The sequence below is a fragment of the Microbispora sp. ATCC PTA-5024 genome (assembly GCF_000511135.2).
Taxonomy (GTDB): domain Bacteria; phylum Actinomycetota; class Actinomycetes; order Streptosporangiales; family Streptosporangiaceae; genus Microbispora; species Microbispora corallina.
Genome location: NZ_KI866522.1, coordinates 630,465 through 648,420, shown reverse-complemented (window position 1 = coordinate 648,420; position 17,956 = coordinate 630,465). Strand labels below are relative to the sequence as shown.

General features: G+C 73.3%; 19 protein-coding genes. 5 read left to right on the top strand and 14 right to left on the bottom strand.

Translation table 11 applies throughout. The annotated features are described in order from the left end of the window. Nucleotides 1–7: 7 nt before the first annotated feature. From MPTA5024_RS02965 to MPTA5024_RS02945, 5 genes are all read right to left on the bottom strand, one after another. A complete protein-coding gene (locus MPTA5024_RS02965) occupies nucleotides 8–613 on the bottom strand; it encodes a response regulator transcription factor (protein ID WP_036319611.1) in 606 nt (201 codons plus the stop codon). Continuing rightward, complete coding sequence (locus tag MPTA5024_RS02960; RefSeq protein ID WP_051457642.1) at nucleotides 610–1,740, bottom strand: sensor histidine kinase; 1,131 nt, start codon at nucleotides 1,738–1,740, stop codon at nucleotides 610–612. Before MPTA5024_RS02960 ends, MPTA5024_RS02965 begins: the two co-directional genes overlap by 4 nt. A gap of 23 nt (nucleotides 1,741–1,763) precedes the next feature. Beyond that, complete coding sequence (locus tag MPTA5024_RS02955) at nucleotides 1,764–2,489, bottom strand: ABC transporter permease (RefSeq protein WP_036322924.1); 726 nt, start codon at nucleotides 2,487–2,489, stop codon at nucleotides 1,764–1,766. Next, on the bottom strand, nucleotides 2,489–3,376 hold the full coding sequence (locus tag MPTA5024_RS02950; protein ID WP_084369393.1) for an ABC transporter ATP-binding protein: 888 nt from the start codon (nucleotides 3,374–3,376) through the stop codon (nucleotides 2,489–2,491). The genes MPTA5024_RS02955 and MPTA5024_RS02950 overlap by 1 nt, the downstream gene beginning before the upstream one ends. A gap of 104 nt (nucleotides 3,377–3,480) precedes the next feature. Continuing rightward, nucleotides 3,481–4,206 (bottom strand): alpha/beta fold hydrolase, encoded by a 726-nt coding sequence (locus tag MPTA5024_RS02945; RefSeq protein ID WP_036319607.1) that lies wholly within the window; start codon nucleotides 4,204–4,206, stop codon nucleotides 3,481–3,483. Between the two features lie 42 nt (nucleotides 4,207–4,248). Between MPTA5024_RS02945 and MPTA5024_RS02940 the strand changes: the two genes are divergently transcribed. Both MPTA5024_RS02940 and MPTA5024_RS43195 read left to right on the top strand, forming a co-directional pair. Then, nucleotides 4,249–5,190, top strand: coding sequence for a helix-turn-helix transcriptional regulator (locus MPTA5024_RS02940; protein WP_036319605.1), 942 nt, complete (start codon nucleotides 4,249–4,251; stop codon nucleotides 5,188–5,190). A gap of 46 nt (nucleotides 5,191–5,236) precedes the next feature. Then, entirely contained in the window at nucleotides 5,237–6,487 is a 1,251-nt protein-coding gene (locus MPTA5024_RS43195) for a MerR family transcriptional regulator (RefSeq protein ID WP_232326142.1), read from the top strand. Between the two features lie 147 nt (nucleotides 6,488–6,634). Here MPTA5024_RS43195 and MPTA5024_RS02930 read toward each other — a convergent pair whose 3' ends face one another. From MPTA5024_RS02930 to MPTA5024_RS02910, 5 genes are all read right to left on the bottom strand, one after another. Then, nucleotides 6,635–7,105 carry an O-methyltransferase gene (locus tag MPTA5024_RS02930; RefSeq protein ID WP_198166924.1) on the bottom strand — a complete coding sequence of 157 codons (471 nt, stop codon included), beginning with the start codon at nucleotides 7,103–7,105 and terminating at the stop codon, nucleotides 6,635–6,637. 396 nt (nucleotides 7,106–7,501) lie between these two features. Continuing rightward, on the bottom strand, nucleotides 7,502–8,065 hold the full coding sequence (locus MPTA5024_RS02925) for a cysteine hydrolase family protein (protein ID WP_036319526.1): 564 nt from the start codon (nucleotides 8,063–8,065) through the stop codon (nucleotides 7,502–7,504). Nucleotides 8,066–8,143: 78 nt separating this feature from the next. Beyond that, a complete protein-coding gene (locus MPTA5024_RS02920; protein ID WP_063794608.1) occupies nucleotides 8,144–9,547 on the bottom strand; it encodes a glycosyltransferase family 4 protein in 1,404 nt (467 codons plus the stop codon). A gap of 121 nt (nucleotides 9,548–9,668) precedes the next feature. After that, entirely contained in the window at nucleotides 9,669–10,331 is a 663-nt protein-coding gene (locus tag MPTA5024_RS02915) for a class I SAM-dependent methyltransferase (protein WP_198166923.1), read from the bottom strand. 68 nt (nucleotides 10,332–10,399) lie between these two features. After that, on the bottom strand, nucleotides 10,400–11,566 hold the full coding sequence (locus MPTA5024_RS02910; RefSeq protein WP_084369391.1) for an Rv2578c family radical SAM protein: 1,167 nt from the start codon (nucleotides 11,564–11,566) through the stop codon (nucleotides 10,400–10,402). A 133-nt stretch (nucleotides 11,567–11,699) separates the two neighbouring features. Between MPTA5024_RS02910 and MPTA5024_RS02905 the strand changes: the two genes are divergently transcribed. Beyond that, on the top strand, nucleotides 11,700–11,972 hold the full coding sequence (locus tag MPTA5024_RS02905) for a DUF3040 domain-containing protein (protein WP_036319478.1): 273 nt from the start codon (nucleotides 11,700–11,702) through the stop codon (nucleotides 11,970–11,972). A gap of 4 nt (nucleotides 11,973–11,976) precedes the next feature. On the opposite strand, the gene MPTA5024_RS02900 is transcribed toward MPTA5024_RS02905, so the two are convergent. Next, on the bottom strand, nucleotides 11,977–12,555 hold the full coding sequence (locus tag MPTA5024_RS02900; protein ID WP_036319475.1) for a TetR/AcrR family transcriptional regulator: 579 nt from the start codon (nucleotides 12,553–12,555) through the stop codon (nucleotides 11,977–11,979). A gap of 92 nt (nucleotides 12,556–12,647) precedes the next feature. Between MPTA5024_RS02900 and MPTA5024_RS02895 the strand changes: the two genes are divergently transcribed. Then, nucleotides 12,648–13,541, top strand: coding sequence for an NmrA/HSCARG family protein (locus MPTA5024_RS02895; protein ID WP_036319458.1), 894 nt, complete (start codon nucleotides 12,648–12,650; stop codon nucleotides 13,539–13,541). A gap of 70 nt (nucleotides 13,542–13,611) precedes the next feature. On the opposite strand, the gene MPTA5024_RS02890 is transcribed toward MPTA5024_RS02895, so the two are convergent. The 3 genes from MPTA5024_RS02890 to MPTA5024_RS02880 all read right to left on the bottom strand — a co-directional run bounded on the left by MPTA5024_RS02890 (nucleotide 13,612) and on the right by MPTA5024_RS02880 (nucleotide 17,407). After that, entirely contained in the window at nucleotides 13,612–15,222 is a 1,611-nt protein-coding gene (locus MPTA5024_RS02890) for a penicillin-binding transpeptidase domain-containing protein (RefSeq protein ID WP_232326140.1), read from the bottom strand. A 115-nt stretch (nucleotides 15,223–15,337) separates the two neighbouring features. Further along, nucleotides 15,338–15,988, bottom strand: a complete 651-nt coding sequence (locus tag MPTA5024_RS02885; RefSeq protein WP_036319453.1) for a lysophospholipid acyltransferase family protein — start codon at nucleotides 15,986–15,988, stop codon at nucleotides 15,338–15,340. Nucleotides 15,989–16,423: 435 nt separating this feature from the next. Next, entirely contained in the window at nucleotides 16,424–17,407 is a 984-nt protein-coding gene (locus MPTA5024_RS02880) for an NAD(P)/FAD-dependent oxidoreductase (protein WP_036319450.1), read from the bottom strand. A gap of 358 nt (nucleotides 17,408–17,765) precedes the next feature. Between MPTA5024_RS02880 and MPTA5024_RS02875 the strand changes: the two genes are divergently transcribed. Further along, nucleotides 17,766–17,956 (top strand): hypothetical protein (locus MPTA5024_RS02875; RefSeq protein WP_036319448.1); only part of this gene is annotated, 191 nt, incomplete at its 3' end.

Here is a 17,956-nt window from a genome sequence, read left to right as displayed (position 1 = left end):
CGGCCGGTCAGAGCCAGCCGTTGTGGCGGGCCAGGCGGGCCGCCTCGATGCGGTTGCGCGTGCCGGTCTTGCCGATGGACGACGACAGGTAGTTGCGCACCGTGCTCTCCGACAGGTGGAGGCGGGCCGCGATGTCGGCGATCGTCGAGCCGTCCGCGGCGGCGGCGAGCACGTCCCGCTCCCGGTCGGTGAGCGGGCTCGGCCCGGTGCCGAGCGCCGCCGCGGCGAGGGCGGGGTCGATGACCCGCTCGCCCCGCAGGACCCGGCGGATCGCGCCGGCCAGCTCCTCCACCGGCCCGTCCTTCACCAGGAAGCCGTCGGCCCCCGCCTCCATCGCCCGGCGCAGGTAGCCGGGCCTGCCGAACGTGGTGAGGATCAGCACCCGGCACGACGGCACCCGCCGGCGCAGCTCCGCCGCGGCGTCGAGCCCGTTGCGGCCGGGCATCTCGATGTCGAGCAGCGCGACGTCGGGCCGGGCGTCGAGCGCGGCCGGCACGACCTCGTCGCCGGAGGCGACCTGCGCGACGACCTCGATGTCGTCCTCCAGGCCCAGCAGCAGGGCGAGGGCGCCGCGCATCATGCCCTGGTCCTCCGCCAGCAGCACCCGGATCACGCCCGCCCCTCCTCGTCGTCCGGCACGACCACCCGGAGCAGGAAGCCCCGCCGGGGGAGCGGCCCCGCCTCCATCGAGCCGCCGACTGCCGCCACCCGTTCGCGCAGCCCGGTCAGCCCGTTGCCCCGGCCGCTCCGGGACGGCGCGGCCGGGCCGCCGTCGTCGCGGATCTCCAGCACCAGCCCGTCGCCGTCCCGCAGGTTGATCTCGCAGGACCCGGCCCCGCTGTGCCGGATCACGTTCGTCACGCCCTCCCGTACGGCCCAGCCGAGCAGCGCGTCGGTCTCCGGCGCGAGCCGTACGACGGGGGCGCGGATGACGGCCCGCAGCCCCGCGTCGCCGAGCACCGTGCGGGCCGTCTCCAGCTCGGCCGCCAGGCCGCGGCCCCGGTAGCCGGTGACGGCGGTGCGGACCTCCGTGAGGGCCCGGCGGCCGATCTCCTCGATGTCCGCGGCCTGCCGCGCGGCCGTCCCCGGGTCCGCGGCGGCGAGCCGGCGGACCACCTCCGCCTTCACGACCATGACCGACAGCGTGTGGCCGAGCAGGTCGTGCAGGTCGCGGGAGAACCGCAGCCGCTCCTCGGTCACGGCCGCCCGGGCGAGCTCCTCGCGGGTGCGCTGGAGCTCCCGGATGGCCTCCCACAGCCGGATGATGATCGCCGGGATGATCCCGGCCGTGAAGATCCCCCAGCACAGGAGCAGCGCGTCGCCGATCCCGCCGCCGCGCGCGGTGACGATGAGGGCCGCCGCCACGCAGACGCCGAGGGTGAAGACCGGGAACCCCCGGTGCCGTACGGTGGTGCCGATCGCGATGGACAGCATCGGCAGCAGGTAGAGCCAGTTGTCCCCGAAGGCGGCGGCCCCCGACAGGCAGACGACGGCCAGCGCGGGGAGGAACAGCCGCTCCGCCCGCCGCCGGTTCGCGAACGCCTGGTGGATCACCCCGAGGTAGAGCGTCGCGGAGGCGATCACGGCGGGCCAGGCCACCCACAGCGGGTGGGACCGGCCCTGCCACACGTCCCACACGGCGCCGCCGGCGAGGGTGACCCACATGAACATGCCCTTGGCGTCGGGCCCGCGCTCTCCTTCGTGGAGCGGGTTGAGCCAGTGCTGCCGATCCGTGCTCATCGCGCTCGATGATTGCACAGCCGTCAGGCCGTGCGGCCGGCGCGGCGGTAGCCGTACAGGGCGTAGGCGCCGAAGACGGCCAGCCAACCGGCGAGGACGGCGACCTCCCGGACCGCCGGCGTCTGGCCGAAGGCGACGTGCCAGGACAGCGAGGCGTAGCTGTTGGACGGGGTCCACTCCGCGATGCGCCGCAGCCAGGTGGGGAAGCCGTCCACCGGCACCCACAGGCCGCCGACGATGGCCAGGGTGAGCATCGTCGCGATGTTGGCCATCCCGGCCGTCTGGCCGGTGAGGCGGTAGCCGTTCCCCAGCCCGAGCAGCGAGAAGGGCACGGTGCCCCCCCACAGCAGGCCGACGATCGACAGCCACTGCCCGGCGCTCAGCGTGACGTGGTTGACCAGCGCCCCGGTGAGCAGGACGGCCACGATGCTCGGCACGACGCCGGCGACGCCGGTCACGACCTTGCCGGCGACCACCTGGAGGGAGGTGAGCGGGGTCAGTCGCAGCTGGCGCAGCCAGCCCGCCTCCCGGTCCTCGGCGATGCCGCTGCCGTTGTTGAACGCGCAGCCCAGCGCGCCGTACGCGGCCATGCTCACCATCACGAAGATCGCGGCGTGGTGCTTGTCGCCGCCGGCGAGCCCGAGGTTGGTGAAGACGAGGTACATGACCACCGGCGTGGCGACGCCGAAGATGATGTAGCCGCCGTCGCGCATCGTCCGGATCAGCTCCAGCCGGATGTAGCCCAGCATCACACGGTCTCCTTGCTCGTCAACGCCATGAAGGCGTCCTCCAGGTCGGCCGGGGTCACTTCCAGGTCCCGTACGGCTCCCGCCTCGGCGAGGGCCATGACGGTGGCGTCCGGGTCGCCGCTGCGCAGGTGCACGCGCTCGCCCCTGACCTCCAGGTGACGGACGCCGGGCAGCGCGGCGAGCCACTGGACCTCGCCCTGGGCGGTGACGCTGACGGTCGTCAGGGCGACGACCCGCTTGATCTCGGCGCTGCTGCCGTCGGCCACGACCCGTCCGCGGTCGACGACCACGACGCGGTCGGCCTGCTCGTCGGCCTCCTCCAGGTAGTGGGTGGAGAACAGGATGGTCGTCCCCCGGCTCGCCAGCCCGCGCATGCTCTGCCAGAACTCACGCCTGGCCTCGACGTCCAGGGCGGCCGTCGGCTCGTCGAGGACGACGAGGTCGGGGCCGCCGGCCAGGGCCATCGCGAAGCGGACGCGCTGGCCCTGGCCGCCGGACAGCTTGTCGACGCGCCGACCGGCCAGATCGGAGATCCGGGCAAGCTCCAGGGTCTGGTCGACGGGCGGCGGCGCGGCGTAGGTCCCGGCTACGAACGAGACCAGTTCCCGTACGGTGACGCGGGGGATGAGCCCGCCCTCCTGGGGCATGGCGCCGACCCTGCCGCGGCGTACGGCCTGGTCGGGGCCGGCGCCGAACAGGGACACACGGCCCGAGTCGGGCGGGACGAGCCCGAGCAGGACGCCGATGGTGGTCGACTTGCCGGCCCCGTTGGGGCCGAGCAGGGCGACCGTCTGCCCGCGGGGGATGGCGAGCGTGAGGTCGTCGACGGCACGCACGGGGCCGAAGGTCTTGGTCACCGATTCCAGTGACACGGCGATGTCATCCACGGGCCCAACGCTAGGAAGACGCGGGCCTGGCCAGTAGATCGATCAATCCGCAGTCGGCCAGGACAAATATCCCATGTGATCTACATTGTAAAGGAACTCGGTTGTCAGGCGATCATGGAGAGCAGAGCACCCAGATCAGCTGGACGGGAGAGCATCGGCCAGTGGCCGGTCGGCAGCTCCCGCAGGTCCCACTCCGGGCCGCCGAGGGCCGCGAAGAACGGGTGGCCCTGCGCGATGAGCGCCCTGACCTGGTCGAGCGGGTACGAGCAGCTGACCAGGGTCTTCGGCAGCGTCTCGACGGCTCCCGACAGCCGCAGCGGCGTGGTGATCGGGCCGAGCGGCTGGTCGGTTGCCCGGTGCGTCATCAGCGCGCGTTCGGCCTCCCCGAGGCCCGCGAGACTCGCGCCCGACTCCTCCAGTTCGTCCCAGGTGGGGAAGGGGTACCCGAGGCCGTCGGCCGCCTGCTTCTCGATGCGCTCGCGGCCGGACAGGTCGGCCTGGGCCATGCCGTCGGGGACCGGCCCGCTCTCGACGTACACGACGCGGGCGACGCGGCCGGCCGTCCGGTCGGCGGCGCCGGTGACGGCCGCCGCCGCGCCGCTGTGCCCCACGAGCACGACGTCACGCAGGTCCTCGTACACCAGCAGGCCGGTGATGTCCGCGATGTGGGTGTCGATGGTGAGGCCGGGGGACAGCAGGTGCGCGCGGTCGGCCAGGCCGGTGAGCGTCAGCGGGTGGACCTCGTGCCCGTCGGCGCGCAGGCGCTCCGTCACGCCTCTCCACGCCCACGCGCCGAGCCAGAATCCGGGGACCAGTACGTATGTCGTCATGGATCGACCGTAGGACCGAATCCGGGCAGAATCGGTCCTGATATGTCGACGAATCGCGTCCTGGCGTTCCTGGAGCTGCTCCAGGCCCGGCCGGGGCTGACGGGGCCCGAGCTCGCCGCCCGGCTCGAGGTGGACGAGCGGACCGTCCGCCGCTACGCCGTGCGCCTGACGGACCTCGGCGTGCCGGTGGAGGCTGAGCGGGGACGGTACGGCGGATACCGCCTGATGCCGGGGTACCGGCTGCCGCCGCTCATGCTGACCGACGACGAGGCGACGGCCGTGGTCCTCGGCCTGCTGGCGGGCCGCCGTACGGGCATGTCGGTGGGGGAGGCGGCCACGGAGAGCGCGCTCGCGAAGATCCAGCGGGTGCTGCCCGCGTCCCTGCGGGAACGGGTGCGCGCGGTCGAGGAGACGCTCGCGCTCACCGCGCGGGCGGCCGTGCCGGCCCCGGCGACCGCCGGCACGCTGCTCACGCTGGCCGACGCCGCCCGCCGCCGGGTGCGGGTGCGCCTGGCGTACCGGTCGTTCCGGGGAGAGGCCAGCGAGCGGCCGGTCGACCCGTACGGCCTGGTCTTCCACTCGGGCCGCTGGTACCTGACCGGGCACGACCACCGCAGCGGCGAGGTGCGCACGTTCCGGGTCGACCGGGTGTCGGGCGCCGTGCCGACCGGCGAGGAGTTCCCCGAGCCGGACGGGTTCGACCCGGTGGGACACGTCCTGGAGTCCCTCGCCGGCGTGCCGTACCGGTACGAGGTCGAGGTGGTGCTGGAGACCACGCTGGCCGAGGCGCGCCGGCGCATCCCGCCGTCGGTCGCCACGCTGAGCGGGAGCGACGGGGAGGTCCGGGTGGTCGCCCGGGCCGAACGGCTCGACGGCATGGCCCGCATGCTGGCCGGCCTCGGCTGGCCGTTCACGATCGTGCGGCCCGGCGAGTTGCGCGGCGAGGTCCGGGCGCTCGCCCGGCGGCTCCTCGGTGAGGCCTGACCCCCGGCTTGCGCCTCCAGTAGGGGGAGGCGCGAGAGTGGCCCGCATGGACGGCGACACGCTCTACTCGATCGGGGATCTGGCCAGGCGGACCGGCCTGTCGGTCAAGGCCATCAGGTTCTATGCGGACACGGGGATCGTGCCGCCGACCGTCCGCAGCCCGGCCGGCCACCGCCTCTACGACATCGACGCCGCCGCCCGCCTCGACCTCGTGCGCACACTGCGGGACCTCGGGCTGGACCTCCCCACGATCCGCCGGGTCGTGGACCGGGAGGCGACCCTGACCGAGGTCGCGGCGTCGCACGCCGAGGCGCTGGCGGTGCAGATCCGGACGCTGCTCCTGCGGCGCGCGGTCCTGCTGGCGGTGGCCAGGCACGGGTCCACACCTGAGGAGATGGATCTCATGCGCGACCTTGCCACGCTCTCCGCGGACGAACGGCTGCGTCTGGTCGGGGACTTCCTGGACGCCGCCTTCGGCGAGCTGGACACCGACCACGGGTTCCTGGGCGCGCGGCGCTCGATGACGCCCGAGCTGCCCGACCATCCCGCGGCCGAGCAGGTCGAGGCGTGGGTGCGGCTGGCCGAGCTCACCCGCGATCCGCAGTTCCGCGCCGTGATGCGCCGCCTCGCCGAACACCACGCCGCCGAGCGCGCCGCGAGCGGACACCCCGAAGGCCGGCGCCCCATCGACGCACGGCCCGGCGGCGACGACGCCCTCGGCGCATGTGCGGCGGACGGGCGCGGTGTGGGCCAGCGTGCCGCGCAGGGCGGGCCCGAAGGCGGAGACGCCATAGGCGAGCGTGGCGTGGGCCGTAGCGGTGTGGGCGAGCGTGCCGCAGAGGCCATGGGGAAGCCCAGCGGAGCCGGGCGTGGCGTGGGCCGTAGCGGTGTCGGCGAGCGTGGCGTGGACCGTAGCGGTGTGGGCGAGCGTGCCGCAGACGCCATGGGGGAGCCCAGCGGAGCCAGGCGTGGCGGGGGCGGGGTTCCGCGCAGGGACGCCGCGGCGACGGTGCGCGACCTCGTCGAACCTGCTCTCGCGGCCGGTGTCGACCCGGCGTCGCCCGAGGCCGCACCGGTCGTCGCGGCCGTGACCGCCTCGTACGCGCGCGCCCTGGACCGCCCCGACGACCCGGATCTCCGCCGCGACCTGCTCGCCTGGGCGCAGACCGTGAACGACCCCCGCCGGGAGCTGTACCTCCGGCTGCTCGCGGTGGTCAACGGCTGGCGGCCCCCGCAGAGCCTGGCGCCGGCGTTCGACTGGTTCATCCGTGCCGTGCAGGTCCGCCCGCTCTCGTAGGGACCGGCCCGTGGGTCCTCGACGATCCCGCGGTTCCTCGACGGTCCCGGGGATCCTCGACGGCGGCGGCTGCCCGCACCGGCAGTGCGGACGGAGCTGCGGTGCCGTCGAGGTCGCCTCGATCAGGATCTGGCCGGGCTATGCGGTTCAGTGATCCGGTGTGCCGGACGTCTCGCCGAAACGGCGGGTGGCCACGAGCGCGGCCAGATCCGGGGCGAGCCGAAGTTCGGCAGCATCCAGCCCGGGGTGGTCGAGCCAGTGCATCCGCGCCTGGTCGACGGCGCCGCCGAACCGTGGCGGCCAGTGCCGGGCCGGGGTCAGGTCGTCGATGACCAGCGTGCCTCCCGGTCTGAGCAGCCGGTGCGGATCCGCCGGCTGCTCACCGCTCTTGCCCTGGCCGCCACCGTCGAGCACGAGCAGGTCGTACGGCCCGTCCCGATAGATCTCCCGCCAGTCGCCGCAGAGCACCGAGACCTGCGGATGATCGAGGAAGACCTGGGCGGCCAGGGACGCCCGATGTGCATCCCGTTCGACGCTGACCAGCCGGGCCCCGGGCCGGGCGCCTGCGGCCAGCCATGCCAGGCCGACCCCGCACCCGGTGCCGGTCTCCCCGATCATGTCGGCCCCTGCCGCCAGCGCATACAGCAGGCGCCCCTGCTCAGGCCGGCAGGAAGGGGCGAAACCCGCCTGCCGGGCTGCGTGGACCGCACGCCTGACCACTGGAGGTAACCCCGCGAGGTCGGCATACGCCGCAGTACCGCCAACCGACATCGCCCCAGGTTAGAACCACTGGGCCTGACAGATCCACAGGACGGTCCCCGGGCCGCGCCTCCCGAACACGGGCCCTACGGGCCGTGCCTGCGCCGCGAGGGGCAGGGCGCCGTCGATCGAACGCCCGCGCGGGCCGGACGGCCGAGCTCCGGTCCGCCCGGACGGCCGAGCTCCGGCCCGCGCGCCCGGACGGCCGAGCTCCGGCCCGCGCGGACGGACGGCCGAGCTCCGGGCCGCGACGGCTCAGCCGGCGTCCGTGGTGAAGCTCACCTCGTCCGTGCTCACGGTGCCGGCTCGGCGGCCGGGTGCCCGGTGGTACTGCCAGTAGAGGTTGGTGTGCGCGATCACCTTGTCGGGGGTGGGCGCGCCGTACGGGCTGAGGTCCTCCGTCATGTGCGCGTCGCCGACCAGCGTCACGTCGTACCCCCGGACGAAACCCCCGTGGAGGGTCGCCCGGATGCACTCGTCGGTCTGGGCGCCGGTGACGACGATCCGGCCCACCGCACGGTCGGCGAGCAGCACCTCCAGCTCGGTGTCCTCGAAGGAGTCGCCGTAGCTCTTGTGGACGAGGGGCTCGGACTCGCGGCGGACGAGCTCAGGCACGTACGCCCAGCTCTCGCTGCCCCGCTTCAGATTGTCGTCGGAGTGCTGCACCCAGATCACGGGAACGTCCTCGGCGCGCGCCTTGGCGATCAGCCTGTCGATGTTCGCGATCACACTGTCGCGGTTGTGCGAGCCGTTCACGACCCCGTTCTGGACGTCGATGACGAGCAACGCCGTGTTCGGCCGATCGGGCAGGGTCGTCATGGAAACCTCCTCGTCGAGGACCTCAACCGCCTCCACAGTAGGGCGGGCCACCGACAAATACAGGCCCGTCGCACGGACTCACCTCCGGGCCAGGCCTCCGAAGGGAACGGCGACCGCACGCGCCCGACGGACGCCGCCGGCGTCGCCCTCGCGTGTCGCGGTGTCGGCCCCGCTCGTGTCCGGCGTCACGCCCCTCACCGGCCGCTCGGCCTTCGCCGTTCCGTCGGCAGCCCCGTCAGCGGCTCCGCCCGACTCGTCCGGCGGCGGTACGGCGCCGCCGTCGAGGCGGGCACGCACCAGGCGGTCGAGGAGTGACTCCCAGCGGGCCCCGATGACCTCGATGTCGTAGCCCGCCGCGGTCTCCTGGGCGCGCCGCCCGAGCTTGCGCCGCAGGTCCTCGTCCTCGATCACCGAGCAGATCGCGTCGGCCAGGGCGTGGATCTTCTCCGGCTTCACGAGGAGGCCGTCGAGGCCGTGGGTGATCAGTTCGGACGGCCCGGTCGGGCAGTCGTAGCTGACCACCGGCAGGCCCTTGCTCATCGCCTCCAGGACGACCATGGGCATGCCCTCACGGCGAGAGCTGAGCACGAACATCGAGGCCGCCGCCAGCGCCCCGCCGACGTCGGCCGCCGGGCCCTCCAGCACGACCGCGTCCGTGAGCCCCCGCTTGTCGATGGACGCCTGCAGCTTCTCCCGGCGCGGCCCGCCGCCGTAGATGCGCAGGGTCCAGTCAGGATGCCGCTCGGCCACGTGCGCCCACGCGCGGATCAGCAGGTCGTAGCCCTTGACGTGGGTCAGCCGGCCCACCGTCACCGCGGTCGTGGCCGTCAGCGGGGAGACGCCGCCGCCGAGCCGGGTCACGGCGTTCGGGATCCGGGCGAGCACCCGCGGCGTGCCCCTGCCCGCCTTCCGGTAGGCCCGCTCGTACGCCCGCAGGTCGGTCTCCGTCAGCGTGACGTGGGCGTCCAGCCGGCCGTACCGGCGCATGATCTGGCTCCGCACCCCCGGCTGGTGCCCGGCCAGGTTGCCGTGCTCCTGCGCGACCGTGACGACCTCGGGAGGCGCGAACCGGGCGGCGATGAGGTTCAGGCCCGGACGGGTGCCGATGAGCACGCCGCCGCGGCGCGAGCGGATGTAGCGCACCAGCTTGAGATCGGTCCGGAGCGTGAACCAGTGGAAGGCCGCCTCGTCCTTCGGCACCAGCAGGCTCGGGAAACGCGACAGCAGGCCCCTGCGCCGGGGGAGGCGGTCGTCCAGGTACCGGATCCGCACGCCCGGCGGCACCGGGAAGAACGGCTCCTCGCGCTCCCGGACGACGCTCACGATCTCCACGTCGTGCGTACGCGCGAGGTACCCGGCCAGGTTGAAGACGGTCCTGATGGTGCCGCCCATCCCGTTGGCGTGCAGGAGCAGGATGCGCACCTCGTGGTCGTCCGGCGGCGGCGCGGTCCCCGCGCGCCGGCGGTCGCGTGCCTCCAGCATCCGAAGGAGTGTGCGTGCCGCGGTACGCCGTAGTAACGACAATGTCATGCCCCGTTCGCGTCGATGTCGATCCCCCTTCCCTGCGACGTGCCAACGGGGCCGGTTGTTGATGTGATCTAGCTCACAATGAGCCGATAAATCGGTATATGGAGGTGCGCTTGGTGGGGGTGTCCTCCAGCGCGGCGGGGACGGCGTGCACGGCGACCTCGGTGAAGAGACCGGCCGGGAGGTAGGTGCAGGCGCGGTCGGGAACCCCCACCAGGACCGTCCCCCGGGCCCTGGCCAGGAACGGCGTCACCCGCTCGGCGAGCGCCCTCTCGTAGTAGACGTCGCCGGCCAGCACCACGTCCTCCTCCGGCGTTCCATCGAGGACGTCGCCCGCGACCGGCCGGATCCGCACGCCGTTGGCCTCGGCGTTCAGCGCGGCGGCGGCCAGCGCGTGCGGGTCCACGTCGTTCGCGACCACCTCGGCCGCCCCTGCCACGGCCGCCGCGATCGCCACCAGGCCGGAGCCGGTGGCGAGGTCGAGGACGGTCCGGCCGCGCACCGTCTCGGGATGGTCGAGCACGTGCCGGGCGAGCGCCTGCCCGCCGGCCCACGCGTAGGCCCAGAAGGGCAGGCTCCCGGCCCGCTCCCAGATCTCGTACAGCTCGTCGTCCGGGCCGGCGTGCCCGGGCCCGGCGCCGGAGGACGAACCGCCCGACGGGACGGCCAGGTGGAGGCGGATCTCCGGCACGTACGGCGCCGGCGCGAGCCTCGTATGGGCGCGGACGAACTCTTCCACGCCGCGGGATCGTATCCGGCCCGGTGCCGTCGCTCCCGGCATCCCCCGGTTTCGGCGTTCTCCCGGGCTCACAGAAGCGTGAGCTGCTCCGGGGTGGGAGGGCGGCGCGTCTCGGCGGCCGTGCGGCCGGGCCGGTGGGCGTACCTCTGATCGGGCGTGTGCTCGTCCGGCCCCCGCGCCGATGCGGGCTCGAGCGGGGGGACGGATCCGGGCTGGGGCCACTGCCCGGATGGGCGTTGGGGCGTGGCGGTGGGGCGGATCCGGCGGGCCTCCCGAGGAGTGGCCCGGCCCACCCCGTGCTGCCGGGCGAGCTCCGCGACCTGGCGGCCGATCCGCTCCTGGTACGCCTTGGGGGCGTAGGCGCCCCTGCCGTACAGCTCCAGATAGCGGGGGACGAGCCGCGGATGCTCGCGGGACAGCCAGGCCATGAACCACTCCCGGGCCCCCGGGCGCAGGTGCAGCACGATGGGCGTGACGTGGACGGCCCCCGCCTCGGCGATCCGCCGTACCGTCGCGGACAGCAGGGCGGGCGAGTCGGTCAGGTAGGGCAGGATCGGGGCCATCAGCACGCCGCACCGGACGCCGTGCTCGTTGAGCGTCGCGCAGACCTCCAGCCGCTTGCGCGGGTTTGGCGTGCCCGGCTCGACCGCCCGCCAGGCGTCGTCGTCGAGGAAGCCGGCCGAGACGGCCGTGCTGACCTCGGTGACCTGGGACGCCTCCACGAGCAGGTCGAGGTCGCGCAGGATGAGCGAGCCCTTGGTCAGGATCGAGAACGGGTTGGCCGCGTCGCGCAGCGCGGCGATGATGCCCGGCATCAGCCGGTAACGCCCCTCGGCCCGCTGGTAGCAGTCGACGTTGGTGCCCATCGCGATCGGTGCGCCCGTCCATTTGGGCGCGGCGAGCTCGCGGCGGACGAGGTCGGGCGCGTTGACCTTCACCACGATCTTGGAGTCGAAGTCGCGGCCCGCGTCGAGGTCGAGGTACTCGTGGGTCTTGCGGGCGAAGCAGTACACGCAGGCGTGGCTGCACCCCCGGTAGGGGTTGATCGTCCACTCGAACGGCACCCGGCTGGCGCCCGGGACCCGGTTGATGATCGAACGCGCGTGGATCTCGTAGAACGTGATCCCCCGGAACTCCGGGGTGTCGAACGTCCTCGTGATCGCGCCGCGCGCGAACAGCGGTAGGGCCTGGTCGCCCGTACCGTCCCCCGCGAGGCGCAGGTTGTCCCAGCGCATGCCGCCATTAGAACAAATATTCGAGCGTGATCGCAACGTGAAACGATCGCAAATCGCGGCCCTCGAAACGGCTAACGATCTTCATCGTTGGGCAGAACGTCCGCACACACCTTGCGTTCTGTGGAGTTGCGCAATGGCCTGGTCGCAGGACGAAGAGCGGATGCTGGCGATGATCGAGCGCCACCTCAGCGATGAGGACCCGAGGCTCGCCGCCCGCCTCCAGTCGTTCAACCAGCGTGTCGAGCGCGGGAGGCGCGGGCGGCGCCGGGCGGCCGACCGGGGCGGGCAGCGCTGGCCGCGCAGGTCCACCGTGATCATCGCGGTGAGCTGGCTGCTGATCGCGACGCTGATCGCCACCCTCCTGGTCATGGCCCTGCGGCACGACGCCGCCGCCTTCCCGATGTAGCCGCTCACCCTCCGGAGGGCGCCAGGCCCTCCATCGTGACCTCCAGGAGGCGGGCCACGAACGCCTCCCGGTCCTCGGTGCGCGCCCGGGACTGCCCGGCCGCCCAGGAGACGCCGGCGGCGAGCGAGAGCATCTCCCCGGTCGTGAGGTCGTCCCGTACGGCGCCCGTCTCCTGCGCCCGGGCCAGCAACCGGCCGCCGGCGTGCCGCATGGCCTCGCAGGACGAGTGCAGCCGCGAGGTGTCGTCGGCGAGCGCGCCCATGACCGACTCCGGCAGCCCCCGGTAGGTGCCCGAGCCCAGGGCGAACGCCAGGAGCCACTCCGCCAGGGCGTTTTTGGGCGAGGGCGACTCCAGCAGATCGTCGGCCTTCGCGCGCAGCCCGTCGAAGCCGCTGCGCAGGAGCGCTTCGAGCAGCGCCTCCCGCGTGGGGAAGTGGCGGTAGAGCGTGCCGATGCCCACCCCCGCTCGGCGCGCCACGTCCCGGAGTGAGGCGTCGGTGCCCTGTTCGGCGAACGCCTGCCGCGCGACTCCCAGCAGCATGTCGTAGTTGCGCCGCGCGTCCGCGCGCATCGCCTCGCTCACTCGGCCCTCCCGCCGTCTTGACATCCGGAGCAGTGCTCCGCCTACTATCGGAGCATCGCTCCGGTAATCACGCTATCCGATGGGAGAACGGCATGCCGAGATCAGAGCGGACGATCCTCGTGACGGGCGCGACGGGCAACCAGGGCGGCGCCGCGGCGCGGCGGCTCCTGGCCGACGGATGGCGGGTGCGGGCCCTGGTCCGCGACCCCTCCGCGCCCGCGGCCCGCGCGCTGGCCGAGGCCGGCGCGGAGCCCGTCGCCGGGGACATGCTCGACCGCGCCTCGCTCGACGCCGCGATGGCGGGCGCGTACGGCGTCTTCAGCGTTCAGCCGTCGCGGCAGGCCCCGCACTTCCTCGAGGACGAGGTGCGGATGGGGGTGAACGTGGCCGACGCCGCGCACGCCGCCGGTGCCGGGCACATCGTGTACACGTCCGTCGGCGGCGCCGACCGCGACACCGGGGTCAGCCACTGGGAGACCAAATGGGAGATCGAACGGCACATCCGGGGGCTGGGGCTGCGGGCTACCGTGCTGCGGCCGGTGATGTTCATGGAGAACCACGCGTCGCCGGAGTTCGGGGTGTTCGCGGACAAGGCGCTGATCAGGATCATCCCGGCGGGCGCGCGGGTGCAGCTGATCGCCGTCACCGACATCGGGGCGTTCGCGGGGCTCGCCTTCGCCGACCCGGACCGCTACGCCGGGCAGGCGTTCGAGCTCGCCGGGGACGAGCTCACCCGGGCCGAGCTGGTCGACGCGATCGCCCGCGCCGTCGGCCGCCGGCTGGAGACCGGCCCCGTCCCGAAGGAGACGCTCGCCCAGTTGGGCATGAACACCGACGATCTCGAACGGGTCGAGTCGTTCGGCGGCTGGCGGGCCGACATCCCGGCCCTGCGGGCGCTCCACCCCGGCCTGATGACGTTCGGGACCTGGCTGGAACGGGAGGGCGCGGCCCGCTTCCGCGCCCTCCTCACCGGCCGTCCGGCCTGATCCCGGGCCCTGACCCTGGGCGACGCCTCCCCGTGGTGAACGGCGCCCGGTTCATCGGATGCACGGGCCGTCACATCTGGGGGAGCGACTTGAGGAAGTGGGCCGCGACCGGCGCGGCCACCTCGCCGCCCATGCCGCCGGCCTCCACGATGACGGCGAAGGCCAGGTCGCCGCGGAAGCCGATGAACCACGCGTGGGTGTCGAGCTTGTCGCCCACCCCGAACTCCGCCGTCCCGGTCTTCCCGGCGGTGCCCGACGGGAGCCCGGCGGCGTGGGCCGTGCCCTTGGTGACGACGGCGCGCATCATCGACCGGAGCTGGTCGGCCACCCCGTCGGGCAGTTGCTGCGGCGACGCCTTCTGCTTGAGGGACGGCACGAGCGTGGGCGGCCGCCAGCTGCCGTCGGCGACCGCGGCGGCCACCGTCGCCATCACCAGCGGCGTCGCGAGGATCCGGGCCTGCCCGAACGACTCGGCGGCCAGCTCGGCGACGCTGGTCGCCTTCGGCATGCTCCCGCTGGTGGCCGGGACCCCGATGTTCAGCGGCCGGTTGAACCCGAGGTCGGTCGCCATGTCGTACAGCTTCTGCGCGTTCAGCTTCTCGGCGGCGAGCGGCGCGAACGTCGTGTTGCACGAGTGGGCGTAGGAGTCGAGGAACGACAGCGAGCCGAACGCCTCGTGGTCGGAGTTGCGGATGTCGAGTCCGCCCACCTTGACCGTCTTCGGGCAGGACACGTCGGAGGACGGCGTGAGCCCCGCGGCCAGCAGCCCGGCCGCGGTGACGGTCTTGAACGTCGAGCCCGGCGGGTAGCGGCCGTCGAGGGCGCGGTTGAAGCCGCCCTTGTTGTTGACGACGGCGAGGATCTCCCCTGAGGAGGGCCGGATCGCGACGAGCGAGGCGGGCTTGTCGAGGTCGCGCACGGAGTCGGCCGCGGCCGTCTGAACCCGCAGGTCGAGGGTGGTCTTGAGGTCCTCGCCCGGCTTCCCCTCGATGGTGTGGAGGGTCTTGGCCTGGCCGCCGACCAGCTGAATCTCGGTGGTGGGGGTGCCGGCGAGCTGCTTCTGGAACGTCTCCTGCAGGCCGCCGCGGCCCACGGGATCCTTCAGGCGGTAGGCCGCGCCCAGCTTCTTGACGTCCTTGGGGGTCGCCTTGTCCAGGTAGCCGACCAGCTGCTGCACCGAGCCGCCGACGTCGGTCCCGTCGATGCGGTCGCCGTTCGCGTCGGTGATGACGGCCCGCTGGGGCCACGTCGTCTTGAGGGCGAGGTGGCCGGTGCCGTCGAGGGCGGGGTGCACCGCGGCGGGCGACCAGTCGACCTTCCAGTAGTGGTCCTTGACCACCAGGTTCAGGCGGCCCTGGTAGGTCCAGTCGCCGACGTTCTTGAGCGCGGCGGTGACCGTGAACCCGGCCGTGGCCCTGTCGTTCGCCGGGGCGCTCACCTGGAGGCCGCTCACCGCCACGCCGGTCGCGCCGAGGTTCTTCGTCAGCTCGGCGTAGGCCGCGTCGAAGCCGGAGGCGGGGGAGGCGAGCTGCGCCTTCATCGCCGCCAGGTCGCCGCGCGTCCACGCGGCGGTGAAGCGCTGCGCGGTCTCGGCCGGCGTGCCCCGCGTGTGCAGCACGTAGTAGGCCCCTCCGGCCGCGCCGGCCGCCACCAGAACCGCGACGGCGGATGCGATCGCCACAGTGCGTCCCCGCGGCACCTGCCACCCCCTGTGTCCGAGTCGTCCCGAGCCTAGCGCGGCCGGGCCTCCTCCCACACGCGCCCGGCGGGCGCCTGTGGACGACGGGCGCGCGCGGTCAGGCCTCCGACTTGACGCTGGTGGCGTACCTCGGCACGTACTCCTGGCCGGACAGCTTGGCGATGGCCTCCATCACCTCGTCGGTGACCCGCCGGCGGTCGCGAGCGTTCCCGGGGTCGCCGGTGAACGTGATCGGCTCCCCGATCCGCACGCCGATCCGGTGGATCCGGGGGACGGACGTCCCGGGCGGCAGCACCTTCTCGGTGCCGAGCATGGCCACCGGGACGACCGGCGCCCCCGTCGTCAGCGCCAGCCACGCCACGCCGATCTTGCCGCGGTACAGCCGGCCGTCGGGGGAGCGGGTGCCCTCCGGGTAGATGCCGAACAGCTCACCCGCCCTGAGCACGCCCACCGCCGCGTCGAGCATGGCCTGGGCGGCCGTCACGTTCTGCCGGTCGATGGCGACGGTCCCGGTGGACCGCATCCACATGGCCGTCAGCCGGTTGCCGGTGAAGTACTCGTTCTTGGCCACGAACCGCACCGTGCGCGGCAGCAGCGCGGGCAGGAAGAACGAGTCGAGCACGGACAGGTGGTTGGAGGCCAGGATGGCCGGTCCCCGCGCCGGGACGTTCTCGCGGCCCTCAACCCTCGGCCGCCAGACCGCGTGCATGAGGGGGACGCTGATGATCTTCGCGGCGCGGTAAAGCACGGGCTCTCCTTCACAGGGCGATGGGGACACCCTAGGACGCCCCGCCCCCGCGCTGGGTGTGCGCCCCGTGCAACTCGGCCCCCGTTTTTCTGTACGGCTACGCCAAGTGACGTACGGCGGCGAGGGGTGCGGGGCTACGTCAGGGGCGGAAAGCGAAGCGCCCCGCGAGACCAGGTGGCCTCGCGGGGCGCCCACGATAAAGGCCGATGTGGCGGTCGCCTCCTCGGCGAGATGCACAACACGGCTCCAGCCGAACGGTATTCCGTGAAGGCGGTAATTGCGGCCCGGGGGACACAAACCACATCGACCACGTACGACTCTAGCCGACGCATGAGCCGTTTCGATCCAACGGCCCTCATGACTGTCCGATATCTACCCATTCTTCGGGCAAGGAGAGGGCGAATGGGCAGCCGTTCCCCGGCGAGGGCGTCGGTCTCAGGTGGTGGCGTCCGCGGCCCGGGCGCGGCGGGCGGCGACCGCCTGGGCGGTCTCCTCCTCGATCAGGTCCGCGTTGACGGCGGCGCCGGCGCGCACTCCGGCGGCCGCGGCGGCCACGACCTGGTCGAGGAGGCCGGTGACGTTGCCCGCCACCCACACCCCGGGGATCTCGGTCGCGCCCGTCGGGCCGGCGGCGATGTGGGTGCCGATGACGTGACCGGCCATCTCGTGCTCGACCGGCTTCAGGCCGAGCGTCTCGAGGATCGCGGCGCGGGCGGTCAGGCGGGAGGTGACCGCGAGGGCACGGCGGGGGACCGTGCGGCCGTCCGCGAGCCGTACGCCGGTGAGCCGGTCGTCCGTGACCTCCAGGCCCGCCACCCGGCCCTCCACCACCGTGACGCCGCGGGCGGCCAGCCGTTCGGCCTGGTCGTCGTCGAGCGCGGGCGCGGTGTGCAGGAAGAGCGTCAGGTCCGCGCTCCACTGCCGCCACAGCAGGGCCTGGTGCACGGCCCAGGGGCCGGTGCCCAGCACGCCGATCGGCAGGTCGCGGACCTCCCAGCCGTGGCAGTACGGGCAGTGCAGCACCTCCCGGCCCCAGCGCCCCGCCAGGCCGGGCACGTCCGGGAGCTCGTCGGTCAGGCCGGTGGCCACGAGCAGCCGGCGGGCCCGGACGGCGGAGCCGTCGCCCAGCCCCAGCAGGAAGCCGTCGTCGTCGCGTCCGGCCGTCACCACCTCGCCCTCGGCGACCCGGCCGCCGTACGCGGCCACCTCGGAGCGGCCCGTGGCGAGCAGGTCGAGGGGCGGCGTCCCCTCGCGCCCGAGGTAGGTGTGCACCTGGGCCGCGGGGGCGTTGCGCGGCCGGCCCGCGTCGATCACGAGCACCGACCGCCGGGCCCGGGCCAGGGTCAGCGCGCCGCTCAGCCCGGCCGCGCCGCCGCCGACGACCACCACGTCGTACCGCTCCGTTTTCCGCACGGTCATGGGATGCCTCCGTTCGCCTTCACGCCGGAGATGATGCGCGGTCCGGGGCGACGGTGACAAAAGTCGTTGCCGGAACGGCAAATCAGTGTGCGGGGAGACGCGGACCCCGGGCGGGCAAGGGATGACGCCGGCCCCAGTGAAGCGAACGGGACTGTCGCGTGTGACTTGACGGTTTCCGTGAGGGCGTGCGATCCTGCTTACGGGATTGAGGTTGACGATAGAGATATCAGTGGAACTCGTCTGCGTTTTGGTTTATGCTGCCCTTCCACGTGTGCCTCGGCGTCCCGCTCCTCTCAATCGGCTGTGATGTCGTCCAGCGTGCGTGTAGTCAGTCCGTGAGCCCTCGGAAGGACATCTGTTGGCAGCCTCGCGCAACGCCTCCGCCGTACCCGCCGGTCCCTATCGCGTCTCCTTCTCTCGCATCCAGGAGCCGCTCGAAGTTCCCGACCTTCTCGCCCTGCAGACCGAGTCGTTCGACTGGCTGCTCGGCAACGAGAAGTGGAAGGCCCGGGTCGAGGCGGCTCGCCAGGCCGGGCGCAAGGACGTCCC